The 25,465-nt window shown below is 50.3% G+C and carries 20 protein-coding genes; 7 read left to right on the top strand and 13 right to left on the bottom strand.

The window, feature by feature from the left end:
* The 3 genes from IEV98_RS05035 to IEV98_RS05045 all read left to right on the top strand — a co-directional run bounded on the left by IEV98_RS05035 (position 1) and on the right by IEV98_RS05045 (position 3,233).
* Positions 1 to 1,245, top strand: coding sequence for an MFS transporter (locus tag IEV98_RS05035; RefSeq protein ID WP_229738582.1), 1,245 nt, complete (start codon positions 1 to 3; stop codon positions 1,243 to 1,245).
* 20 nt (positions 1,246 to 1,265) lie between these two features.
* A complete protein-coding gene (locus tag IEV98_RS05040) occupies positions 1,266 to 2,567 on the top strand; it encodes an aspartate aminotransferase family protein (protein ID WP_188504797.1) in 1,302 nt (433 codons plus the stop codon).
* A gap of 222 nt (positions 2,568 to 2,789) precedes the next feature.
* The gene (locus IEV98_RS05045) at positions 2,790 to 3,233 is read left to right on the top strand and encodes a DUF4345 domain-containing protein (protein WP_188504798.1); all 444 of its coding nucleotides are present in this window, start codon (positions 2,790 to 2,792) and stop codon (positions 3,231 to 3,233) included.
* On the opposite strand, the gene IEV98_RS05050 is transcribed toward IEV98_RS05045, so the two are convergent.
* Positions 3,183 to 3,770, bottom strand: a complete 588-nt coding sequence (locus IEV98_RS05050) for a Crp/Fnr family transcriptional regulator (RefSeq protein WP_188504799.1) — start codon at positions 3,768 to 3,770, stop codon at positions 3,183 to 3,185. The two genes, IEV98_RS05045 and IEV98_RS05050, sit on opposite strands and share 51 nt — an antisense overlap.
* 210 nt (positions 3,771 to 3,980) lie before the next feature.
* Between IEV98_RS05050 and IEV98_RS05055 the strand changes: the two genes are divergently transcribed.
* The 4 genes from IEV98_RS05055 (at position 3,981) to IEV98_RS05070 (ending at position 6,940) form a co-directional block, all read left to right on the top strand.
* Complete coding sequence (locus IEV98_RS05055) at positions 3,981 to 4,805, top strand: helix-turn-helix domain-containing protein (protein ID WP_188504800.1); 825 nt, start codon at positions 3,981 to 3,983, stop codon at positions 4,803 to 4,805.
* A gap of 98 nt (positions 4,806 to 4,903) precedes the next feature.
* Positions 4,904 to 5,668 (top strand): N-acyl homoserine lactonase family protein, encoded by a 765-nt coding sequence (locus IEV98_RS05060; RefSeq protein ID WP_188504801.1) that lies wholly within the window; start codon positions 4,904 to 4,906, stop codon positions 5,666 to 5,668.
* Between the two features lie 6 nt (positions 5,669 to 5,674).
* Entirely contained in the window at positions 5,675 to 6,052 is a 378-nt protein-coding gene (locus IEV98_RS05065) for a nuclear transport factor 2 family protein (protein ID WP_188504802.1), read from the top strand.
* A gap of 18 nt (positions 6,053 to 6,070) precedes the next feature.
* Positions 6,071 to 6,940 (top strand): DMT family transporter, encoded by an 870-nt coding sequence (locus tag IEV98_RS05070; protein WP_188504803.1) that lies wholly within the window; start codon positions 6,071 to 6,073, stop codon positions 6,938 to 6,940.
* A gap of 28 nt (positions 6,941 to 6,968) precedes the next feature.
* Here the strand turns inward: IEV98_RS05070 and IEV98_RS05075 are convergent, their stop codons facing one another.
* The 12 genes from IEV98_RS05075 to IEV98_RS05130 all read right to left on the bottom strand — a co-directional run bounded on the left by IEV98_RS05075 (position 6,969) and on the right by IEV98_RS05130 (position 25,460).
* The gene (locus IEV98_RS05075) at positions 6,969 to 8,579 is read right to left on the bottom strand and encodes a sulfatase family protein (RefSeq protein ID WP_188504804.1); all 1,611 of its coding nucleotides are present in this window, start codon (positions 8,577 to 8,579) and stop codon (positions 6,969 to 6,971) included.
* Complete coding sequence (locus tag IEV98_RS05080) at positions 8,576 to 10,018, bottom strand: sulfatase family protein (protein ID WP_188504805.1); 1,443 nt, start codon at positions 10,016 to 10,018, stop codon at positions 8,576 to 8,578. Before IEV98_RS05080 ends, IEV98_RS05075 begins: the two co-directional genes overlap by 4 nt.
* Positions 10,019 to 10,111: 93 nt before the next feature.
* Positions 10,112 to 11,134: a dihydrodipicolinate synthase family protein gene (locus IEV98_RS05085; RefSeq protein WP_188504806.1), complete on the bottom strand. Its 1,023-nt coding sequence runs from the start codon at positions 11,132 to 11,134 to the stop codon at positions 10,112 to 10,114.
* 10 nt (positions 11,135 to 11,144) lie between these two features.
* Positions 11,145 to 12,161 (bottom strand): NAD-dependent epimerase/dehydratase family protein, encoded by a 1,017-nt coding sequence (locus IEV98_RS05090; RefSeq protein ID WP_188504807.1) that lies wholly within the window; start codon positions 12,159 to 12,161, stop codon positions 11,145 to 11,147.
* Between the two features lie 21 nt (positions 12,162 to 12,182).
* Positions 12,183 to 13,403: an Nramp family divalent metal transporter gene (locus IEV98_RS05095; protein WP_188504808.1), complete on the bottom strand. Its 1,221-nt coding sequence runs from the start codon at positions 13,401 to 13,403 to the stop codon at positions 12,183 to 12,185.
* Complete coding sequence (locus IEV98_RS05100; protein ID WP_229738583.1) at positions 13,400 to 14,728, bottom strand: sugar MFS transporter; 1,329 nt, start codon at positions 14,726 to 14,728, stop codon at positions 13,400 to 13,402. Before IEV98_RS05100 ends, IEV98_RS05095 begins: the two co-directional genes overlap by 4 nt.
* A gap of 39 nt (positions 14,729 to 14,767) precedes the next feature.
* Positions 14,768 to 15,865, bottom strand: coding sequence for a mandelate racemase/muconate lactonizing enzyme family protein (locus IEV98_RS05105; RefSeq protein WP_188504810.1), 1,098 nt, complete (start codon positions 15,863 to 15,865; stop codon positions 14,768 to 14,770).
* A gap of 8 nt (positions 15,866 to 15,873) precedes the next feature.
* On the bottom strand, positions 15,874 to 17,382 hold the full coding sequence (locus IEV98_RS05110) for a SusD/RagB family nutrient-binding outer membrane lipoprotein (protein ID WP_188504811.1): 1,509 nt from the start codon (positions 17,380 to 17,382) through the stop codon (positions 15,874 to 15,876).
* Between the two features lie 23 nt (positions 17,383 to 17,405).
* Positions 17,406 to 20,540 carry a SusC/RagA family TonB-linked outer membrane protein gene (locus IEV98_RS05115; protein WP_188504812.1) on the bottom strand — a complete coding sequence of 1,045 codons (3,135 nt, stop codon included), beginning with the start codon at positions 20,538 to 20,540 and terminating at the stop codon, positions 17,406 to 17,408.
* A 65-nt stretch (positions 20,541 to 20,605) separates the two neighbouring features.
* Positions 20,606 to 21,592 carry a formylglycine-generating enzyme family protein gene (locus tag IEV98_RS05120; protein WP_188504813.1) on the bottom strand — a complete coding sequence of 329 codons (987 nt, stop codon included), beginning with the start codon at positions 21,590 to 21,592 and terminating at the stop codon, positions 20,606 to 20,608.
* Positions 21,589 to 23,784 (bottom strand): beta-N-acetylhexosaminidase, encoded by a 2,196-nt coding sequence (locus tag IEV98_RS05125; RefSeq protein ID WP_188504814.1) that lies wholly within the window; start codon positions 23,782 to 23,784, stop codon positions 21,589 to 21,591. Before IEV98_RS05125 ends, IEV98_RS05120 begins: the two co-directional genes overlap by 4 nt.
* A 320-nt stretch (positions 23,785 to 24,104) precedes the next feature.
* Positions 24,105 to 25,460, bottom strand: coding sequence for a Gfo/Idh/MocA family protein (locus tag IEV98_RS05130; RefSeq protein WP_188504815.1), 1,356 nt, complete (start codon positions 25,458 to 25,460; stop codon positions 24,105 to 24,107).
* Between the last annotated feature and the right edge of the window lie 5 nt (positions 25,461 to 25,465).

Genomic DNA, 25,465 nt, shown 5'->3' on the forward strand with positions numbered 1-25,465 from the left:
ATGGAAGAAACTCCCCGTACCCCTATTAAAGTGCCCCGAGCGTGGCTGACCGTAGGCCTGCTCGTTGTTATAGCCCTGTTGAATTACATCGATAGAACCATGATCACCACGATGCGCGGTTCGATCGTAGATGCGATACCGATGACAGACGCCCAGTTTGGGCTATTGACGGCGGTTTTTCTCTGGATTTATGGGTTGTTGAGTCCCATGGCGGGGTTTATGGCCGACCGGCTCGGCAAAAGCCGGGTGATATTGGGCAGCCTTTTCGTGTGGTCGTTGGTGACGTGGCTAACGGCGTACGCCACCACCTTCGAGCAGCTGCTGGTTACCCGCGCGCTGATGGGCATCAGCGAGGCGTGCTATATCCCGGCAGCGCTGGCCCTGATCATGGATTACCACCGCGGCCCGACGCGATCCCTGGCTACCGGTATCCACATGGCCGGCATCATGGCCGGCCAGAGTTTGGGCTTTGTAGGCGGCTGGATCGCCGAAAACCATGCATGGAATACAGCTTTCCTGCTGTTTGGTATATTTGGAGTGGGCTATTCGCTTGCACTGATTTTCCTGCTGAAGGAAGCTCCCAAACAAGACGAAATACTTGATCGTGAACCGGGAGAAAAAATTGGGTTTGGAAAGGGGCTAGCCTATCTATTTAAACAACGATCATTTATCCTGTTGGTGATATTCTTTGCCCTAGTGAGCATACTCACGTGGTTGGTCGTGGGCTGGTTGCCTACCTATTTCACCGAGCAGTTTGGCCTTTCACAAACCGTGGCCGGACTGTATTCAACGGCCTATATCTTTACATCGGCCATCTTTGGCGTGCTATTGGGCGGTTTTCTGGCTGATCGCTGGAGCAAAATCAATCCAAGGGGTAGAATCTGGGTGCCTGCCATCGGGCTATGTATCGCTGCCCCGGCAATTTTCATGGCCAGTTACACCACCGTTTTGCCGATTGCCATCGGCTGTTTCATCGCTTACACTGTCACCAAATCATTCAGTGATGCGAATACCATGCCTATACTGAGTATGATCATCGATTCACGCTACCGCGCTACTGGCTACGGTATCCTAAATTGCTGCGGCACCATCGTTGGCGGAATCGCGCTTTATTATGGCGGTTTTTTGAGGGACGCCAATATCGGACTTACTACAGTTTATCAATTTGCAGCGTTATTTATTGTCCTGGCCGCCGTGGCACTCTTCCTCATTAAGCCCAAAAAGAAATTTATCGAACCGCAATAATCAAATCTTTCATTCAAATCATGAATAGCAACTACGAAAAATCAGCACAATTGCTGGAGCGCGCCAAAAAAGTACTAGCATCAGGCGTCTCTTCCGAATTCCGCAAATATAACCATCCCCACGCCCTATTTTATACGCACGGAAAAGGTACACGTATCTACGATGTGGATGGCAACGAATACCTGGATTTTACCCTGAGCCAGGGGCCGCTTATCCTGGGGCACTCCCATCCGGAGGTACTGCAGGCGGTACATGACTATTCCGCCCAGGGTCAGCTGTATGCCGGTCAGCACCTGCAGGAAATCGAATTGGCAGAGAAGCTGAATGAATTGATTCCATCGGCTGAACTCATGCGATTCTGTTTGGACGGTTCGGAAGCCGTGCAAACCGCATTTCGGGTAGCGCGCGCAAAGACCGGTCGACAGAAATTTCTGCGTTTCGAAGGCCATTATCACGGCTGGCTGGACAACGTAGCCTATGGCATCTCCGCACCATCGGCCGAGGCGCTTGGCGATCGTGAAGATCCGAATGTATTTCCATGGACGGCTGGGCTACCCGATTCCTCCCGGGCGGATTTCATTGTTCTCCCGTGGAATGATTTGGATTTGGTGAGCCGGACGCTTGAAGAACGGCACGAGGAGTTGGCCGCAATCATCACGGAGCCCATCATGTGCAACAATGGGTGTATCGTACCAAAAGAGGGCTTTTTGGCCGGATTACGGGACCTTTGTAACCGCTACGGTATTGCACTGATATTTGATGAGGTGATCACCGGTTTCCGGGTCGGATTAGGTGGAGCGCAACGCCATTTCGGGATTACACCCGACCTGTCGATCTTTGCCAAAGCCATGGGAAGCGGCTATCCCATCAGCGCAGTGGTCGGAAAGCGGGATTGGATGGAACTGATTGAACAAGGAAAGGTGATCCATGCCGGCACGATGAATTCCGGTAATCCTACGGTAGCCGCGGCCCTTGCAACGATACGCGTATTAGAACGCGAAATGCCCTATGACCGGATGTATCGATTAGGCCAGCAGCTGATGGCCGGCCTCCGGGAAGCCGCTTCGGAAGCCGGTCAGAATCTAGTGGTTCAAGGCCTTGGGCCGATGTTTGTGACGTATTTCGGAAATGAGGGCGAATTGACGGACTACCGGGACACCTTCCATGCAGACAAAGGTAAACTGAACAGGTTTATCGCCGGCCTGCACGACGAAGGAATCCGGGTCATCGGCCGCGGCCTTTGGTACATCAGTGCGGCACATACCGAAGCGGATATTGCGGATGCAATTGCAGCTTCAGCCCGCGTGTTGGCGAGGTTATAACGAATCTGGCAGCATGTTGAACCCCACAAGAAAATTAGCCGACCGTTCGCATAATTTCAATGGGTCCGGCAAGTCGGACGCAGGCCAATTGGATAACCAAAGGTATTCGATTTCAACTTCACAGTCCCCTCTTCATTTCTTACCTTAAGTCAAGTGAAGCATTATTCCCGTCGGTTACCTTTGTACCGAAATTACAGGTCATTTCAAGTAAAATTTATCAGTATGACGCAGTCAGTTTATGTAAAATTGGTTTTGATCCTTGCAGGTGTTATCGGCATTTCGGTTGGCATTGGCCAATTATTTTTTCCGGTAACCTTTGAAGCATCTGCCGGTATCCGTGTGGCGGGCGAGACCAATTTATTAAGTGAAATAAGGGCCGCGGGTGGCACCCTATTACTAGCCGGAATCGTGATGTTGTTTGGTGCTTTTAAACCGTCGTCAACTGATTTCGCACTTTCTCTAGCCGTGTTGTTTTACCTGGCTTACGGTTTGTCGCGTAGTTACGGTATGGTAATAGACGGGATTCCGAGCCAATCTCTGGTGATGGTGACGATCGTTGAAATCGTTATAGGGCTTGCTGCCTACGTTAGCTATGCTATGCGGAGAAAAGGGCGGCTATTCCTTTTCGGGAGAAGTAACGATTCGCCTTCTGATTCTACTCAGTGACTCCGGAGTGATACCCAGGTAGCTTGAAATATAAACAAGGGGTATCCGATTCAAAATGCCAGGACGTGATTTCATTAACAGGAGATACCGCTCCTCCGGACTGAAGCCGTTGAGGAGTGTGATGTAATTTTCAGCCTTTTTATAGTCTTCAAACATTAGGCTGGCCATCAAATGTTCAGTGGATGGATTGGCGCGGTGCATGGCGATCTCTTGTGCCTTTGTGCCACTGATGAGGATTGAGTCTTCAATACATTGAATTGTACAATCAGCGGGTTTACCATTCAGGTAACTGGCATACAGCACAATAGGATCGCCCTCGGTGAAAAAATTCATTGTCCTTTCCTCGCCATTCACGATTTTGAGTTGACGAAGGCATCCCTTTAAAATAAAATAGCATTTGTCGCAAATTTTCCCTTCGCGAACGGGGGAATCGCCTTTTTTGAACGTCTCAACAGAAGTATTTGCGATGATCTGGTCGATATCATCGGATTTAAACCGGTCGAACTTACGGAGGTATTCCTTTGCCAGTTCATTCATGACTATGCTTTTGTCGTAATCGCCAGCATCAAACTTAGCTAAATTTGTTTTTATATACAATGTAATCGGGTAGCAAAATCATGTTTCCTTTTCCCACCCGCGGTCATAGCCGATCAAGGCGATACAGGCTATTCGATTTCAGAATGAAATAAGGAAAAGATAAACGAAGTAGTGACATTATTCGTAAGTTAGTCCCCATTCGTTAGTGATATGTACAATCGGCTCGTCACCTACCAAAACCATCGGATAATCCTCTCACATGAGCGGACAAAAGCGGCTACCATGGATATTTACCCTTCGCAGCACTTGCTCACCTTCATCCGGGAGGGAGTATTGAAAGTGACGCAGGGCGGAACGGTCATGCAGTTTACGCCGGGCGAGTTTGTGCTGTTCAGGAAATTCACACCGGCAACGATCACCAAAACAGGGCAAGGGAATGACACGAGATTTTCGAGCATCGTTTTTTCGTTTCATGAAGACCTCGTCAACGAATCGCTTCAACAGCTGAAAATTCACCCGCCGACGGAAAGCAAGGCGCCCTTACGTCAGGTGTTCGGTATCGCATCGACACCCATTCTCGATCAATTTATCCAGTCGCTTCACTTGTTTTTCGAACAGGGGGTTGCCATGGATGATCAGCTGGCCAAGCTTAAAACCATGGAAGCTCTTATCGGATTGATCAAGGCCGACCGCCAGCTGGCCTATCAGCTTCAGCATTTTTCCGGGCGCAGCAAGGCCGATCTATTTGCATACATGAATGTTCATTACCTCGAAAACAGGAAATTGGCGACCTTTGCACGTGGTTCGGGACGCAGCCTGACGGTTTTTAAGAAAGATTTCAAGGTACTCTACGGCACGACACCCGCAAAATGGCTCAAACAGAAGCGGCTCGACCACGCTTACCAACTGCTGACCACCACACCGCGTAAGGCTTCGGAGATCTATTTGGAGTGCGGCTTCGAAGACCTAGCGCATTTCAGCAAGTCCTTCAAAAAACAGTTCAACATCAACCCGTCGCGCGTTACGCCTTTTTAGACAAGCAAATACGCCTTCTTAGCCCTTTTTCCCTGCTGCCAACGTCCGAATTTTGTACCTGATTTAGGAATTAGGTATGAACCTGACATTATTAAACTATGAATGTACACATTTTAGACGGCGGTGAGATGGCATGCACCGATGGGTCGTTTTTGAGCAGCCAGTATAACCAAGGGATGCACATCGCACTGGCGAATCCCGTATTCTTGATCGAACACCCCAAGGGTCGGGTTTTATGGGATACTGGCCTTGCCGATGGATTGCACACCGAAAAAGACGGAGTCGAAAACTGGATTTTCAAGTTAAAGGTCAACCAGACGCTGTTGAAGCAGCTAAACGAATTGGAGCTGCGGCCTGGCGATATCGACTACCTGGCGTTTTCGCACATGCACATCGATCACACAGGCAATGCTAATTATTTCCCGCACTCAACGATTATCATGCAAGAGGCCGAATATGCCCATGCATTCGCTGCACCGAGCAAACCCATGAACTATGCTGATTACGAAGGACTGAGCGATTCGACCTTCATGAAGCTGGATGGCGATTACGACTTGTTTGGCGATGGCTTAATTACCTTTATAGCTACCCCGGGCCACACGCCAGGACACCAATCACTCATGCTGCGGCTGCAGGATACGACGATGATCATCTCCGGCGACGTGAGCTATACCCAGCACCATTTTGATAGCGAAGGGATACCCATTTTTAACACCGACCCCGAGGCAAGCAGGCAATCCATCGCCAAAATTCGGCGCTGGTTGGTAGACCACGATGCGCAACTTTGGATACAGCACGATGTGGAGCATTACGCTTCTCGCAAAGCTAAGAACCGACGCAACGAACGAATTACCAGAAAATGATACATTATGGACATTGAAGCGCTCCACGCGACCACCATTAGGAATTATCTTCACGGTGCATTTAACGAAACAGATATCGACGCTTTCAAAGCCGCCTTCCACCCCGAATTTGCCATCATCAATATCCTCGAAGACGGCAGCATGGCTCATTTTACCCGGTCCATGTGGGAATGTGCGCTCAAGAAAAGATTGGAAGACAACGATTTCGATCCGCTCTCAGCGGCCCTGACTGCGCGGTTAAGAACCGTCGACTGGGTTGGCGACAAAGCCTGCGCAACCCTCGATCTTCTGTGCGGTGAACGCGTCGTTTATACCGATTTCCTTCTCCTCGCAAAAATTGCCGGGGTCTGGCAGATCGTTTCGAAAATTTATCATCAGCACTGACTAATCGTTCCAACCGCCATGCGTGCCGTACTTTGCCTTGTTGCCGCAGCCTTGATGTGGGGGTTGAACTTCCACTTGTTGAAAATCATGATCGGCAGCGTGCATGTTATGGAAGCAGGCTTCTGGCGCTACCTGTTTGCGGTCTGTTCGTTGGTGTTTTTACTTCGGAAAGACGTGGCCGGCTGGGCTGCTTTCCGAGCAAACAGTAAGGGTGTGCTGCTTGTCGGGCTATTGGGATTGTTTTGTTTCAACCTATTCCTGTTTTCCGGACTGAACCACACGACGTCGATCAACGCATCGTTGGTCATGAGTTTGAATCCAGTTGCTACCATTTTAGTCGCGCGGCTGTTCTTAAAGACAAACCTGTCTCCCCGGCAAATCGCCGCAGCCATTCTAGGCGTAACCGGGGTTATCTATTTAGTGAGCAAAGGGAATATCCACGACTTGAGGCAGCTGGTGTTTTTGAAAGGCGATCTGTTGGTGGTGATAGCCATGCTGCTCTCAGCCGGTTATAACAGCTGGGTAACGAAGTACCGGGGGGCACTTGACAATCAGTCTTTCACCTTCTTCACCAACCTAATTTGCCTACTTGCCTTCGTCGTTATTCTTCCGTTTTTTGCGCACCCCCGCCCTATGGAATATGAAACCTCCTTCTGGATAGCCGCTGTCACTTTCGGCGTTTTGGGAACGGGCGTCACTTATTTACTCTGGAATTACGGACTTAGTCGGCTGGGAGCCAGCCGTGCCGGGGTATTCATGAACATCATTCCGCTAGCTACCGCTGCGACGGCCGTTTTGTTTGGCGAAGAACTGATGACGTATCATTACGTTTCAGGCGCGTTGATTTTGGTGGCCTTGTTGGTCGCTCAGCGATTTACCGGCCGATAGGAGAATCGTGGTGTTTTATTTCTTTGCCTTATTTCAGCGCTTTGTTATAAGCATCCAAAAACCGGTTGTCGTTCTCATCGGAATCGTTGTAGGCTTTCCGGGTTTCATCCAACTTCTGGTGCATGGTTTCCCGGACCTGCTTGTATGCGGGATCGTCATAGACATTGAGCATCTCCTTGGGATCCTGCTCCAAATCATAGAGTTCCCACTCATCGATATCATAGTAAAAGTGGATCAGTTTGTAGCGGTCCGTGCGGATACCGTAGTGACGCTTAACCATGTGGATCGACGGGTACTCATAATACGTATAATAGATGGCGTCACGCCAATCCGTCGTTTCGCCGGATACCAGTTGCCTAAACGATTGGCCCTGGATATCGGCGGGGATGGGTACGCCGGCATAGTCCAAAAACGTGGGTGCGAAATCCAGGTTCTGCACCAACGCATCGATTTTCGTACCAGCCTTTATCTCTTTGGGATAACGGATTGCCAACGGCGTCCTGAGCGACTCTTCATACATAAACCGCTTATCGAACCATCCATGCTCCCCTAGGTAGAACCCTTGGTCTGACGTGTACACCACGATGGTGTTTTCCTCCAAGCCATGAGCACGTAGGTAATCCAGTAATCTGCCTACCCCGTCGTCTACAGCTGCTATGGTCGCCAGGTAATCTTGCATGTACCGTTGATAGCGCCACCTCATCAGCTCTTCCTTAGTCATCGACGGATAGCGTTTCCGGAAATCCTCGACGATCGGGTCGTACACGGCATCCCACGCTTTCCGTTGTGCCGAATCCATGCGCCCCAGGTTATTTTCATAGGCATTCTTGTCCCAATTAAGCGTGCTCGGAATACCTAGCTCGTCCATTATCGATGGCGGTATTTTGGAGTCCCCTGCCCAGTTCATATCCTTCAAGATATTCATCTCTGCGGATTTTGCAGCTGTACCGCGTCCTTTATAGTCGTCGAATAGGGTTTCCGGCTCGGGAAAGGTCAGCTGCGTGTATTCCTTGTAGTGCCGCTCTGCAGGCAGCCATTCCCGGTGGGGAGCCTTTTGATGGAAGAGCAAACAGAAGGGCTTGTCCTTGTCGCGTTCACCCAGCCATTGCAGCGCGAGATCTGTGGTGATATCGGTGACATATCCATGAAACCGTTCTTTCTGGCCGTTGACGAAAAAGTCCGGGTTATAATAATCACCTTGCCCCGGCACCACCGCAGAATAGTCAAACCCCTGTGGTAGCCCGTCCATATGGATTTTGCCCACCATTGCCGTTTGGTAACCCGCCCGCTGCAACAGCTTTGGGAAGTTATCCTGTGACCAGTCAAACGGCGACATGTTATCCACCTTTCCATTGACGAAACTATGTTTGCCCGTGAGCAATACCGCCCTGCTGGGCGCACACAATGAGTTGGTAACCGTGGCCCGGGTAAACAGTGCCCCTTCCTGCGCAATGCGATCAATGTTAGGTGTGCTGTTGATGCCATACCCATAAGCGCTGACCGCTTGGTAGCCATGGTCATCGCTCATGATATAGATAATATTGGGTTGGCTCGAAGCCTGTTGCTTTTTCTGTACCGGGTTGCATGCCATGGCCATTGCCATGGTCAGCAATATGAAACCGATCTGCTGTTTGCTCATATACTATCTCTTGCTAGCGTACTTTTCATATTTTGGGGCCATGCGCTGTATGCAGGATCGCCGTGTTGTTCCATCCACCGAAACAGCGCAGCCCTCATCGTTGCTACCTCATCTTGATAATCGGGATGATCTATCAAGTTGTGCAATGCATCAGGATCACGTTCGAGGTCATAAAATTCCTCGGGCGTCCTATGTGAAAAGAACGTCGTCCGCCGTAGTACATCCGGGTGTAATGCCGCGGCTCGCTGCATCGCCCGCCAAGTGCGGCCCGTTTGCGACTCATTACGGAAGACCTGCTCACCATTGGCCCAGAAGTTGTAAATATAGCCATAGTTTTCGGTCTGTATGCAGCGCATGGGAAATTCTTCCCGAGCACTGGTTTCGTAAAACTGCGTAAACACGGCCGTCCTACCGGATTGCTTTTTTCCATTCAGCACGGATACAAAGGAAGTGCCGTCGGTCCCTGCGGGAACCGGCACACCCGCCGCTTCCAATATCGTGGGGAAGAAATCGATGCCCGAAATAAAATGTTCGTTGTCCAAACTGGCCGGTTGCACATATCCCGGCCATCGAACAATCCATGGCGTCTTGGTACTGTTGAGGTAGCAGTTGGTTTTCGCAAAGGGAAACGCCATACCGTTGTCTGACAAGAACATGACCATGGTATGGTCGGCAAGTCCCGCATTGTCCAGCACGTCGAGCACGACACCGACCAAATCGTCGAGTCGCTTAACCGAGCTATAATATTCAGCCAGTTCCTGCCTGATTTCGGGCAAATCGGGCAGGAATTCCGGCACAGGGACATCCGCAGGGCTATAGGCGTTCGACGGCGGCACGATGCGGGTCTCCGGCCACATCTCTTTTTCTTGGTCGCTACCCGAAAAAGGCCGGTGGGGATCGTTGGAGTTGAGCATCAGGTAAAATGGCTGGCTGCTGGCGCGGGATTGTGCGATGAATGCTTCCATTTCTTCGCGATAGCGGTCCTTATCACGCCCCATCCCCAGCGATTGCATATCTACTAGAAAATCCCAGGGTGTATCTTTCGTGGGCGATGAGTGTTCCACCTTGCTCAGTATGCCGCAAAAATATCCAATGTCCTTCAGCAGCGGAACAAGGGTGGGGATCGGCTTTTCGGTGTGGAAAAAACCCGTTATGCCCGATCGGTAGGGGTACCTGCCTGTGGCAAGCGCCCCTCGAGATGGTTGACAGACTGCAACGGTCACATGGGCGCGGTTGAAACGCATCCCCTCCGCTGCCAACTGGTCTATGTTCGGCGTGATGTCGTTAATCGGACTTCCAAAAGCACCGACCGAATTCCAATTCAAATCATCGGCTACGATAATCAAGAAATTTAGACGATCAGGACGCTTGTCCGCACTACAGCCCGCACCGGCCAACAACGCCAACAACAAACAAGATAGGCTAACCATATGCATCATCTTTCATTAAGGTATATCATCGCCCCGGTAGTGCCGCCACTGCCTTTCTTTCCGTACCTACGGTACATGTTGCCACAGCTACGTCAGGTGATTTCATTTTTCGCGAATCAATTCAGGATAAGCCTGCATAACCCGATCTATTTCGGCGAGTTGCCCGTCAGATAGCTTTTCTTCCGGGCTCAAACACCACACACCTTCCAAAAGGCCAGCTCGGCGCAGGACTTCTTGGATACCGGCAATACTGCCTTTGAAGTGATGCTTGGCATCGAACAGCGCGGCGTTCATATCGGTTACTTTACCGCCGGTTTCCAATAATGCTGCCACCCCTGTATAATCCGTAGCGATACAATGCTTAATCCGCCGCAACAGTGCGACGGCAGATTCCGTCCAAACGGCCCAATGTCCAAGCAATCCACCAACGAAATGTTTGGTCACTGGCTGACCATTTACGTCAAAACGGTATGGAGTCAGCAAATCAACCACAATGTTGTCGTCGTTTCCGGTATATAAAGCAATATCGTCTCTTCGAGACGAGTTACAAACGGCACGGACTACATCCAGCGTTTGGTACCGGTTAAATGCCGCTACCTTGATTGCCTCCACGTTTGGAATCTCTGCAAATTCACGCCAAAATGTGTAACTAAGCACACGACCGCCCACCGCAGGCTGAAGGTAAAACCCAAATACGGGTATAATTGCCGCTACCGCACGGGTCCGTTCCAGTAAGTCAGCCTCGGATAGATGCTGCAATCCACCCATGCTAAGCAGCCCCAAGTCGTAGCCGTGTTTCAACGCTACTTCCGCTTCACGACAGGCTTGGTCTGTGGGTCCGCAAATCCCGGCCACCTGTATAAACGGCCGCTGCAAATCCGCAGCACGAATTTCTTCAGATGCCAGCCGCAGCACGGGCTCGTATAGATCAATCCCCGGTTGTCGAATCTCGAATTGTGTCGTATGCACGCCTACGGCTACGCCGCCTGCACCGGCATCGATGTAATATCGGCTAAGACGCCGTTGCCGTTCGGCATCCAGACGAAGAGACGCATTTAATGCCAGTGGATGAGCTGGTATAACAGTTCCGGAATGCAGCAAGTCTCGAATCGGCTTTGATAACATCGCTTTTCGGTTAAAATTTTCCTTCACGTTCCTGAAAATGAGTGGGTTTATTCAGTGTTCGTCCGTCCTCCTCGACCCACTTAGCGATCAATTCAATCATCTGCTTGAGGGTAACTTTTGGATACCCAAAGATTCGGAACGCTTCTGCAGCATTGCTCAATAGGGCCGACGGCTGTTCTTCGTCAACAAAAATTGGTGATCTGCCGAATAGCTTGCCGAACTCGTGAGCAGCCCACCGGATGGAAACGGTTTCCGGTCCGCTGATATTGAGTATCCTGGCCGGATATTGGCAATGCAGCAGGCTTCTCAGCGCCATCTCGTTGGCGTCATGTTGCCATATCACATTCACGTGGCCCATGGCTAACGATATCTCGCGGCCCGAAAATACGGATTTGGCAATTTCGAGCAGCACCCCGTACGATACGTCATTCGCATAGTTTAATCGATAAACCAATGTCGGCGTTTGATGCAGACCCGCATAGTATTGAAATAGGCGTTCCCGCCCGAGGCACGATTGTGCATATTCGCCGATGGGCGCCGGTGGCGTTTCTTCAGTAGCCCCACCTTCAGCGACAGGGGTAAGCGGATACACGTTGCCCGTGGAAAATACGACCATGTTGGATGATTTGAATTGCTGGGCAATCCTACCGGGAAGGTAGCTGTTCATCGCCCAAGTAATCCCCTCATTGCCGGTAGTGCCGAATTTGGTTCCTGCGAGGTAAAGCACATGTGTTGCGGTAGGCAACCGCTGCAAATCGCTGTCATCCAATAAATCGGCTTGGATGGTTGTTACCCCAGCGGCGTTCAATGTCCTTAAAATGCCCGGCTCCGAAAAGCGGGACACCGCTATCACTTTTGTCGATAAGCCGGCCAAATCCATGGCCTGCTTGGCCAATAGGGCCAAAGAAGGTCCCATTTTCCCGCCGGCACCCAAAATCAATATATCGTCATTCAAGGCTGCAACATCAGCGATCAGCTCCGCCGATGGGCGGAGGTACGCTTGGTATAATGCTGTTGTCGTATCCATCAGCGTGTAATTATATATGGTTCACAATAAGATCAAAGACCGTAGCCCAGCTACGGCAAGAAAAATTATCAAGAGCAGTCCCAGTGCACCCCAGAAATTAGTAAAAAGTGAGTTAGCAGAGTTTCCCATGATCCGTTTGTCACGCGCAATCAGGAACATAGCAACCCCAATGATGGGCACGATGAATACCGTGACACCCTGCGCTAAAACGATCAATTGCAGTGGGACCCTACCAAAAAGGATGGACACGATCACACCCGCAAGCATCACCAGGGCAATGCAAATACGAACCGCACGCGAGCTGAAATGGTGACCATATCCCAGGGCATCGGCCAGTAAGGTGCCGCCTACCGTGGCATTACCAACCAGCGAAGAGAATGAAGCTGCAAACAAACCGATAAGGAATATAGCAGCAGCCCGTTGACCAAAAAGCGGTTCCAACGCGCTGCCCATGTCGGATGCCGTTTGAATAGCAATGCCCGCCGGATGCAGGATGCTGGCCGAGCATACCATCACCGCCATGCTCATGAACCCCAATATCAGCATACCGGCGATACTTTTGTCTTTGGCAACTAGCTGATCGGCAAGGTGGCTGACCCGGCGATTTTCCTGGACCAGATAGGATTGGTAGAAAGCGCCAACAATGGAGAAGCACGACGCGATAAATGCAATGACGAGTACCTCAGACCCCTTCGGTAATGATGGACGGAAACCTATAGATACCGCACGCCATTCAGGCGTTGCCAAAAAAAGCGTGGCGACGAAAGCGAGCAACATGACAATGACCATCGCTGTCATGAAAGTCTCCAACAGCTTGTAAAATGACCTAAAGAAAAGCAATCCTGCGGCAAGGAGACTGAACAATACGATTGTTATCCGCGGCGAAACCCCCGTCAATTCGCTCAGCGAAATACCTGTACCTGCGGCATTACCTGCCTGAAAGGAAGCGGTTACCAAAAAAATACAACCACCAATCGTGATGGCTATCGCTTTTCCCCATCGCTGCTTGATGGTCGATAGCAGCGATTGTTGGGTGGCTAAACCAATACGAGCGGCCATCGTCGTATAGGTAATCATAAAGAAAATCGCAACGATCACAATCCATAAAAGAGCATATCCATAATCCGCACCCAACTGGGAGGTAATGGTCATTTTACTTGGTCCGAAGACCAGCGCCGCGGTGATGATGCCGGGTCCGATCGCATGAAGCCAACTTCTCATCCGGCCGATTTTGTTGTTCATCCTTTCGTTTCCCTCCCTAATCGGTGGCCTTTTACGGCATAATAAAAAATCACCAAGTAACAGGGCAACATAATCAGGTAGGCCTGCTGTGAAGCATCTGCCGTAGCCATAACCTTAGCTACCCCCGCAGACATTGACTGCTGCACTTGGTGGTCAATAGTCGCCCCGTAAATAAGTGGAATGATGGCCCCTCCAGAAATGCCCATGATAAGTAAAGACGACGCAGCCTTGGTATATCGGCCCAAGCCTGCAAGCGTCAGTGGCCAGATGGCCGGCCACATAAGCGAATTGGCCAAGCCCAGCAGGGCCACGGATCCAACGGATAGGTAACCCTCAGCAAATACCGCACTGATCGTCAGCACAAGCCCTAATAAAGCACTTACTTTTAGCACATTTTGCTGGCTGATGTATCGAGGTACCGCAAACGTACCGATGATATACCCGATGACCATGGCGACCAATGTACCGGTGGTAAAGAGTTTTGCTGTAGCAAAGGGGATACCCTGCGAAAGCCCGTAACTAATGATCGTATCGCCCGCCATCACTTCAACGCCTACATATAAGAAGAGCGTGAAAACGCCTAAGATCACATGCGGAAACTGGAACACACTTTTCTTGCCAACCGCCTGAACGGCCGCGTGGTCATCTTCGGCGTTCGTATCGATTTCAGGAAGGCCGGATTTAAATATAAGATAGGCTAGCACCAACAATACCACAATAATAGCGATATAGGGCGGTATAACGCGTATGGCCATTTCGTCGAGCGCGGCAGCTCTTGCCGTAGCCGAAAGGGAATTGATGCGCGCCAGCAGGTGATCGGTGTCGTCTAATTTTAAGAACAACCCGAGCATAATCGGTGCCAGGGCGCCTGCCAGTTTGTTGCAGATACCCATGATGCTCATGCGTTTCACCGCTGATTCGATCGGGCCAACAATGGTAATGTAAGGATTGGATGCGGTTTGCAGGATGGCCAACCCGCTGCCCATGATGAATAAGCCCGTCAAAAAGAGAAAATACGTTCGGCTGAGTGCTGCAGGAATAAACAGCAGCGCGCCGAATGCCATGATGAGCAGCCCTACGCCCATGCCATTTTTGAAACCAAAGCGACGGAGTGTAGCTGTCGATAGTGGCGCCATGATCAGGTACGCCATATAGAACGCAAACGTGACAAAATACGATTGGAATTTATTCAGCTCGCACGCAATCTCGAGGTAGGGTATCAGTACCGAATTAAGCCAAGTAACGAAGCCAAATATAAAAAACAAGGCACCAATGATAGCTATGGGGCTGATGTTTCTTTTATGTTTTACGATGGGATTTTCCAATATAGACAAAATTTAGAAATGAAATTGAACTACGCTGTTTTAAATGGTAATCCGTTCGCAGTTTTTTAAAAACTGCTCATCTGCGTCTGCTCCCAAGCCTGGTTCATCGTTGATATCCAATGTAAAATCGGCATATTGAACACCGCCGACTACAGGATCAGCTAAATGACCAAGGAGGCAAGAGTCCATATCATAGTACACAATACCCGGGCAAGCATAAATCAGATGTAGGCTCGCGCTAAGCGCAATGCGACTCTCTAGCATCCCGCCCATCATACATGGGATACCTGCCTGCTGTGCCACATGATGTAATTGCAAGGCCTCGTGTATTCCACCTGACTTGGCTAACTTGATATTGATGGCATCGCAAGCTCCTGCTGCGATGAGGCGCCGGGCATCATGGTGATCATAACAGCTTTCATCTGCCATGATTTTAACCAGCGAATGGCTTCTGAGTTTCGGTAGAAGATGATCATCCCAACTGCGCATTGGTTGTTCACAGAATTCAATATTCAGTTCTCGCGTAGCTTGTAGTATATGCAATGCGTCTGTATAAGTCCAGCCTTGATTGGCATCTACGCGAATTTGAATATCCGGGCCGACCACCTGGCGTATTTTAGTTAACCGCTTGAGATCAGATCTCACGTCGTTGCCCAGTTTAATCTTAAGTATCGTTGCTCCTTGTGCTACAAACATCATCGCTCGCTCAGCCATTTCATCCACCGTAGCTATTCCTACGGTAACATCGGTAACGACCTGCCTTTTTTTTCCCCCCAGAAACTCCCACAGCGGCTGACCAGCAGTTTTAGCAGCCAAATCATACAGACACATATCAAAAGCACTCTTAATGGTGCTATTGCCATCAATAAAATGGTGTAGCTCCTGCATGCGCGATTCGATATCCATGGGATCGCGTCCCTTCCAAAGCCGGGCAAAGTCTTGGGCCACAACGAGGCAGGTATCCTGTGTTTCTCCGACAATCATCGGAAAGGCAGAGCATTCGCCGACTCCATATAGGTTTTCATCCGTATGAACTCGGATAAACACGTTTTGGGCGTGAAGCATGGTGCCTGTTGCGATTGCAAAAGGCACCATGGGAATGCTAAACCGATAAATATCAATATGGGAAATGATCATGAAATGTGTTAATTAGGCGGAAACATGCCTTGATTCGGATGCGTATAGGGGAGTCCGGGCTTTTTATCCCACCATACCTTGCTAAGGAATGTGTCGCCGCCGGGAAGCTGATCGATCGCCTGACGAAGATTTTCCTCATTTTTCCCAAACTCGTCGATCGGATACGTCATTCGCCGGGGGATCTGCCCATTGGTAGCCCCTTTCATGCTTCCAGTCCACATGGCTGGATATCCGGTCCGGCGCCATTCGGCCCATGCTTCCGTGGCATTGGGGTAAATGGCGATGTATTTTTGTAAAATAATTTTCTTTAGCTGTTCTTCCTCGTCGCCGGCTAAAATCACTAACGGTTTGGCCATATAGGCGGCAGCTTCGTCTTCAATGCCCACCTGTGCCATGGATTGTTGAATGCCTTGTTGATACATCTGCTGCGCATTTTCGGACGATAAGCCGGCCAGCGCAGCTTCCGCACGGAGAAAATATACTTCAGCGCTATTCATCACCACGATATCAGCGACTTCGCCCGTTAGCAACGGTCCGATTTCGGCCGTATTCGTGCGGCTGTAGTAGTTCCGCTCTTCCTCACCTTCCAGTTGGATTGGCCGGCCTTTATAGCCGCTCACGCCGTCGGTAGCGGCAACCGCATAGGCCGGTAATCGTGGATCTTCTCGCTCCATCATCACTTCGGAGATGGCAAAACCGAACCGGATCGGGTTAGCCCCCGAGAGGCCGCTGTTGTAAACGGGGTTCACGTTTCCCGCAGGTGTGGTGCCACCCGGAGGCAAGGTCGTTAGCAACGCATTCTGGGAGTTATCTTCCAACAAGGGGGCGGTCACCACCTCCTGGATGTGTTGGCCTGCTAATGTGGCGTCAGCATAACGGATGCGCATGGCCATGCGAAGGCGCAATGAATTGGCAAACCGCCGCCACAATTCCGGATCGCCTTGATAGATAAGGTCTGCATTACCGAACGAAATCTGATCGGGTGCGCTGCTAAGTATTTGAGCCGCTTCTTTCAACTCATTCATTAAATTCGCATAAATCGAAGCCTGCGGCTCGTAAACCGGCTGGTTGATCACATTGGCGGGATCTTTTGCCGCTTCACTGTACGGGATGTCGCCATAAGCATCGGTCATACGCTGATAAAGAAACGCATTCCAGATCCGGGCAATGGCCACCTGGTTGCTTTTTCGAGGATCAGGAGCGGCTAGCCTGATCAGTTCATTTAAATTGACAATAAACCGGCGATAATAATTGAAGGGATTGGCACAGTCGCAAGGGAGAAAAATGTCACCTGTTTCTTCATAGGCGACATAACCGGCATATTCTCTGATAGACCACGGCGTGTTCGGGCCGAAATATTCAAAAACAGAATGCTTCAGTGACCACGTAAGCAGCATCTCCGGTTTTAAATTTTCCTCTTTTATCATCGCGGGATTCGTATTAATCTCCTCGAAATTTTGGGTGCACGAACCACCCAATAAAGCGATCAGTGCAAGCTGTAAATATCTCTTTTTCATGTTAAACAAGATCATATGATAAATTATAACGCAAATGATAGATTGAAGCCAAACGTCCTTGTCGTTGGAAGTGTTGCTACTTCATACCCCTGCGCCGCTGAATTAGGAGCAAAAGCGCCTTCGGGTGTAATCCCCATCTGCTTCATTTGCGGGTCGCGTTTGAGGTAAAACAGGTTCCGGCCTACCAAAGACAATTTAACACTATTGAAAGGTGTTTTCGCCAAGAAACCCGGCCTAAACGCATACCCTAATGTTAACTCCCGCAATGCAATGTAATCGGCATCCAACACAAAATCCTCTCCGACGTTTCCCCACGCCCGCTGTGCGTAGTAGTCTTGAGAAGTTAGCACGATATCACTTTGCTTATACGTGCCATCTTCCTGCAAGATAACCCCGTCATTGATCAGGTTTTCCCTATCGCTGGTGAATACACCGGTTCCTTTGCGTGTCTGCTGATCTTTACTGAACGAATAGACCTGTCCGCCCAAGCGGATATCGAACAGCCCACTTAGCGAAAGGCCTTTATAAGCAAACGTGCTCGTCAACCCACCAAGAAAATCAGGTTGAATATTCCCCAAAACCACTTGCTCTGCGGCACGTTGAACAATACCCGTTTCGCCAAGCAACAAGCGGCCGTCATCCGTACGGAGAAACGGGAACCCGACGATATTACCATAGGCTTCACCAACTCTCGCCTCTATTCGTCCGTTTGCGTTATCAATCAGTACGTGCGTCGAAATATTTGGAGCCAACGAAATGACTTTTGAACGGTTTCTTGAAAAGTTCAGTGAAAGATCCCAGCGGAAATTGCCTATCGCAAGCGGTGTTCCGTTAACCAGTAACTCAACGCCATGGTTTCGTATTTCACCTGCATTGATTACGCGTGTAGCGTAGCCCGTGGCCATCGATACCTGAACCGGTAAGATCTGGTTTTTGGTGGATTGCGAATAATAGGTGAAATCGATCGCCAACCGGTTCTTAAAAAACCTCAACTCGGTGCCGGCTTCATAGCCGGTAGTCAGCTCATTCTTCAAGTCAATAAGCGGCACCTGGCTGCGCAATGTGGCATACGGCAACCCCGCTCCATATCCCACCATGTCAAGGGCGTAGCCGCCAGTCGTTTGAAAGGGCAACGCATCGTTACCCGCCTGCGCAACAGAGAGCCGAATTTTACCGAAAGACAATACCGGGTTGTTGCTCATGCCAAGCGCGTCCGTGAAGACGAAACTCGCGGCAACGGATGGATAGAAAAACGAATTGTTGTTTAGTCCCAAGGTGGACGACCAGTCGTTCCGCCCGGTGATGTCCAAAAACAAATAGTCTTTAAAGCCGACCTGCCCCGCGAAGTATACGGAATTCATCTGTTTCCGACTCAACGAATTCCGCGGCGTTACCAGCTGCGCATTGCTGATGTGATACACGTAGGGGATATTCAGATTCTGTCCGTCTAATCCGACAACCTCCTGTTTACGATTTAAGTGGTTTGCACCCACAGAAAAATACCCTTTGAAATTTTCCGACAGGTCGCCATTTGCAGTTAATAACAGGTCGAAATTTTCTTCCTTTACATGCCAGGTGGTGTTGCTCACCGTCCCAGGCATTAAATTGGCAGGTGGAGAATTGGTTCCCTTGCGGTCGAAGCGAACATCCGTATAAAAATCGGTTCCGGCCCGTGCCTGCAAACTCAGCCAATCTGAAAAGGCGTACCTGCCCATCAGCATACCGATAACCCGATCCCTCTTATCCTCGTTTAGGAATTCGTTAACAATCCAATATGGATTGTAAGGCGTTCCGCTTTTCCAGTTCACCATGGTTCCATCTTCCTTCTTGTAGTCTTTCAGCCAATCTAGGTCGACGAAACGGGGTGTCAGGTAGAGGCTGTAGGCCGGATTTTGCGTAGTCAAACCGGTCGATTGCCGGTTTTCGCCGGTCTGGCGGATGTAATTTATTTTTCCTTCAACAAAAAGCTTATCCGTAATATTCGATGTCGCTCTTAAATTGATGGTCTGCCTGTCTAATTTATTGTTTGGCAGAATGCCCGTATTCCGCATATCGGATACCGATAGTCGGAACGCATTCTTATCGCCCCCTCCAGAAACGGCAATCGTGTTTGTGAATGTCTTTCCGGTTTCAAAAAAATCACGGATATTATCGGCAGGCTGTGGTGAGTACGGTCTGGGGCTCCATTCCGGCATGTACGTGTACATAATCAGCTGCCCGTCCAGCGGCCCCCCAAATTGATCACCATTTCCCGTCTGTGCGGGATAAGTCGTGCCTTCATACTCCATCGATCCAAAACCGTTGGTGCCACCATACCCCACCCCCCACTTGTCCTGCATGGTTGGGATCACATTGATGGTTTCCATGACAAAATTGGAATTGAATTCAACGCCGATGCCTTTCCGGCCTCTACCGCTTTTGGTGGTGATTAAAATGACGCCGTTTGCTCCGCGTGCGCCATAGAGTGCCGCACCGGCGGGGCCTTTCAGCACAGACATTTCCGCAACATCGTCCGGATTGATGTTATTGATACCGTCACCAAAATCCTTACCGCCGAAGATACCGGCCTGATCCAGCGATTGATTGTCAATAGGTACGCCATCTACCACATACAGGGGTTGATTTTCACCAGCAATCGAGCTGCTGCCTCGGATCACCACGAACGATGATGAACCTGCCCCGCCTGTTGTTGGGCTTACATGTACGCCGGCCACCTTACCTTTCAGGGAATTGGCGATGTTTGATTCCCGTGCTTCCGTAACGGTCGACAGGTCGACTTCCTGGATAGCATAACCTAAAGCTTTCTTTTCCCGTTCGATACCAAGCGCCGTCACCAGAACTTCGCCGATTTCCGTAGCGCCCTCCTGCAATTCCACATGGATTACCGTGCGGTTATTGATGGGTACCTGCTGCGTTACAAAGCCGACGTACGACACCACCAACATACTGCTGCCGGACGCCGCTGTTATCGAATAGGTCCCGTCTTGATTTGTCTGTACGGCAGTCGACGTGCCTGCAACCTGTACGGAAGCACCAACAACCGGTTGGCCATTTGCCGTAACCCGACCAGAAATCGCCTGCTGTGCTTTACCATAAAGCGAAAAGCAACAAGCAATCAGCGTTACCGTCCATAATTTGTTGAGTAGTTTCATTTTCATTTCATAATAGTTTTACGTGTAAAACATGGTTAATTGATTGTCGTGTTAACGGAATACGTGTATGGTTAATAATCAGGTAATGGCGAAGTGAAATAGGCTTCGATTTGCTCGGCGGTCGGCTGCTTCAAGGGTCGTACGATCCGAAAGCCCACAAATGACGCATCCGTCAACCACCAATCGCTCTTGGGAATCTGGGGGTCGCGTTGTTTCCATTCGGGCCGCGATTGTCCGCGTGCGGCAGAGCGCAATGCCGGTGCCGGCGCCTCCCAATGCCCGCCACGCACCGCGTGCGGATAAAGGCGGGTAGCCTTCGCCCACGGGTTCTTCGTATCGGTCCGGGTACGGTAAAAATCGGGTACGTATTGATCCAGTGTCCATTCGGCCACATTGCCGTGCATGTCATGCAAGCCCCAGGCGTTCGGCTTTCGGGTACCCACTTTATGGTATTTCCCACCGCTGTTTCCCAGGTACCAAGCGTAGGCACCAAGCTGTTTCGCATCCGACCCAAAACCATAGGCAGTTTGGGTGCCGGCCCTGCAGGCATATTCCCACTCCGCTTCGGTCGGAAGCCGGTGGAATTTACCGGTCTTCGCCGTCAGCCATTTGCAATAAGCCAATGCCGCGTATTGCGTCATATTCACAGCTGGAAATCCACTTTTCCCCATGCCAAAACTCATGTCCATGAAGGGTGGCGTGGGGCGCGTTACGCCGTCAACAAGCGGATGCCTCGCATCGGGCATCTTTTTAACGGTTGCTTGCTTTTCCAATTCAGCATAGACAAACAGTTCATATTCGTCCCAAGTCACTTCGAATTTACCCATCCAGAAAGCGTCGACCGCCACCGTCCTTGCCGGTCCCTCATCGGTGTTCCTTCCGTTTTCGGAGGCAGGGCTTCCCATTTGGAAAGTGCCCTTCGGGATCGCTACCATGTCAAAGGTGACCGTTGTGCCGGGAATGGTCGCCACATACGAGTCCATCCCCTGAAAAGAAGGGTGCCAAACGCAAAACAGGGCTGAAGACGTGAGCCTAATAAGGGTAACGGCGGTTATCATTTTAAGTATATTTGCTCCGGTTTGACGATACGCTCGTAAAAAAGGTCCCGATAAGCGGTCAGTTTATCCAAGTAGTTTTCCAGTCCCAAAAGCTGCTCGTCATAGATGTGATAAGTCAGATCGGGCGTCCGGTTTGCAAAATGGCGGGCACGGTCTTGCTGGAAGAAATATTCCTTTTCTTCCGTATCCATCCCCTTGGGCAGACGCGTTTTTTCCCAAACGCCAACCAAGTAGTCAAACACTTCCTTGCGCCTCGCCAATTGATTGTTCACCGTAGCGTGCGCTTGATCCAAGTGATAAAGGGTGGAATCGAGATCGAGGAACCGTTGTTGGTGCGCCTTCGTAATCGAATGCTCAAGGGAAGACAGGTCGAGGTAGGTTTTTGCGGTATGTTCAATCAGCTTAGCTAGGGATGTGAATACCTCGAAATCGTACTTATTATCGATGTCGGCGATTAAATTATTTTCGCAAATCTGCAATGCGCGTTCCATTTTCCCTAGAAATTCATTCGCGAGGGTCACCCGGTGCGCATACTCCGTGTTCCAATACGGGTTGTATTCCAGCACATCCGTTCGCGGCAGATCGGGGATATGGGTTTTACCGATTTCGCCGTGGTGCCAGACATTGCGTTCAAAACTCTCCTGATAAAAATAGGCGCCTTCATTGAGCAGCAGAAACAGCTCCTCCATGTCGGTAACGTCGTCGCCGTAATAATTTCGGAAGTACTTCGCGGTAAATTCCGCGAGTGACTGATCTGAACGTGCATTCCATGAAAATTCGGCCGCGGTGATGAAGCGCAACATCCAGGTTTGGTTGTGGAGGCCCGAGTCGTCCCACGACGTACAGATCATGCCGTCAAATAGGTTTTCGCCCAAACGCGAGCGGAAGAAATGATAGGAATGTTCCAAACTGCCCTCGATAACCTGGGGATTATTGCGCATGGCTCCCTTCTTTCGGTGAAAATAAGGTACGAAAAGGCATTCGATTCCCGCATTCGGGTCATAAGCAAAAAGCTGAAAGCCCAGCGCTTTTGCCTGCCGTGCGTATTTCAGATCCGGCGTTTCATAGCCGTAGGCTTCCGTCAATACAATTCCCTCATGCGGGGTAACCTTGTACTGCGGGGATAATTCCTGCCCCACACCTTCGTCGGTCGTCACGTCCCGCGTCCAGCCCATCGGCCTTTCCCAAACCATAACCTCGCGCCCCGTTTTCTGCAAATGCCGGGCGCTTTTTTCAACAAACAGGTGATACAAGCCATTCCGCCCGATTTCCTTTGCTTTTTCGCGCGTTGTGGGGCCTTTCCCTAATTCAAATGTTTCGTCCGAGCCAATGTGGATGTATCGCGAGCCCGGAGTAGCTTCCATCGCATCGGCCCAAAGATCGAATAGCAAATCATAAGACCCCTCATTCAACGGATCGAATTCCCAATTGGAAGCGGGGATTTCCCGCAGATGCGCGTATTGGGGCCACTTCAGGATAAAGCTCACATGACCCAGCCCTTGCACCAACGGCACGATCTGTACGTGATAGTTCTGTGCATACCGGGTAATCTCCTGCATTTCTTGCATGGTGAACGCTCCCGGTGCTCCGATTTCGGGATGGCTGGGATAGGCGAATTTATCTTCCCACTCCCACACCAATAGGTTTATCTTGTATTTGGCCAAATCGCGAATGAACCCTTCGACGTATTCACGTGTGTCCTGATGGTGTTTGGTGTCATAATGGATGGCCCGATTAGCGGTATGCGGCCAGTCCTTGATGGCCATGCCCAGTACAAAGGGAGATGTGCCATCGCCCGATTGAATAAGTTGGCAAAGTGTCTGCACGCCGTAAAACAAACCCGGTTCACCCGAAGCGCTAACGGTTATGCGCTTGCTCGTTACCTGCAATTGGTAACCTTGATTCCCGTGCTTCTTCTCTGTATCGCTTTTCGTCAATACGATATGTGCGCTGCGGCGATTGGTTGTCAATTCCGTGCTGATGTTCCAGCGATCGCTCAATTGACGCCGCAGCTCGCCGGTAGCAAACTTGTCCTTTTCAGTTGCATCGTGGTCGATAGCAATGGTTAACGGATTTGGAAGATTGAATGTTTCTCCGGTAAGCCGAACTTCTTGCGGGTAGGGGATTAATGTAATGCCGGCTTTATAAAGCGGTGTGTCTCCTTGGGTTAGGAAAGGCAACAATAAATTCACAATGAAAAGTAAAGCGGGGACGATTACCCTGTTTGCGTTTTTAAAACAGGTCTTTTTCAAGCAGCGGTTTCCTTTCATAATTTACTTTTTCTGTTGACTGGCGGATATTGACGACTATCCAATAATCAAATATAGATAAAATCTTTTGTTTTAAGCAAAAATTATTTATTTTTTCTTTCGTAACCTTTGTTTTCTATCGGGGCGCGTTGCTATAAAAGCATATATCCTTTCTTTGAGAAGGGCTGATTAGCCTTATTACGTGAAAGAAATCCGACAAAAGAATGATGCCTTACGGTTATGAAGGGCAGGCGAAGCGATACTCAAAGCGCGAATATCGGTTTACGGTTTTTCCATTTTCCCCGTGTAAAGTCCGGAATCTTAACCGGGGCGGATCCTTGGGTGATGGACTGCGCTGATAAAGGTCCGATAACAGACCACGCCGCTGCATCGTAAACATCCATTGGTGGCGTTGCCTGTTCCCGGATGGCATCTACAAATTCCTTGATCACAAAATAGTCAATACCGTCATGCCCTGTTTTTTCGGCTTCGGGTCCGAACTCCTTCCACAGGCGGTGGTCGTATTGCTCAAGGTAAGGCTCAAAGGATTCCCATTTGTGATCCTCCGATTCGTGTTCGATGTAGATCTCGTTGGGTTCGTACTCATTCTTATACCGCCATATGCCTTTGGTGGCCTGCACGGTGTATCCAAGCGAGTATGGACGGGGCAAGTTGGTGTCGTGGGTTATGGTAATTGTTTCACCGTTGATGCATTTGATCATCGTACGCACCACATCGCCGAGTTTGAAAGCCACGTCGGCGTTCGGGTGGTTTTTACCGCCATTGTCAACGATGTAATTATGGAGTCCCCTGCTTTTGGTGGCCATAGAGACCAGGTAGTCAAACTGATTTCCCCGGTTGATATCGACCATTTCCGCCATCGGTCCCAGTCCATGGGTGGGATACAGGTCGCCGTTGCGCTCCACTGCGTGCTGGGTACGCCAGCGTGCTTCGCTGAAGCCCTTTTCGCCGAATTCCACGCCACCGCCATACGGTTGCTTGCCGTTATTGAATTTAACATGCCGAAGATCATGCAGGTATCCGCCTTCCAACTGGATGATTTCACCTAGTCGACCTTGTCTAACCATATTCAGGACAGCCAAGATATCCCGCCGGTAGCATGCATTCTCTAGGATCATGCAATGGCTTCCCGTCGATTCGTGCGCATCGACCAGCTTCCAGGTTTCCGCTACAGTAATGGACGCCGGGACTTCAAGGCCGGCATATTTCCCAGCTTTCATCACGGCCACTGCCATCGGCACGTGCCATTCCCAGGGGGTCGATATAATAACGCCATCCAAGTCATCACGTCGGACGAGGTTCTCAAAATCGTGCTCGCCGTCGGTATAGCTTTTCGCTTCCGGCAATCCGGCTTTCCTCAGGATACGCTGTGTCTCCGCGATGGCATCCTGATCGATGTCGCATATGGCGGGTATGTCGACGCCGGGAATCATCAAGGCGCTTGCTACATGGGCCCGCCCACGCAACCCTACGCCAATGAAGCCTAGCCGGATTTTTTTCATGGGCCTCCCCAGTGTAAACTGGGGAGGCAGTAATGCGGCCCCAGCGAAAGCCATGGCGCCGTGTTTGATAAATGTTCGTCTCGGAATATGTTTCATCTGTT

The organism is Parapedobacter pyrenivorans (assembly GCF_014636865.1).
GTDB lineage: Bacteria > Bacteroidota > Bacteroidia > Sphingobacteriales > Sphingobacteriaceae > Parapedobacter > Parapedobacter pyrenivorans.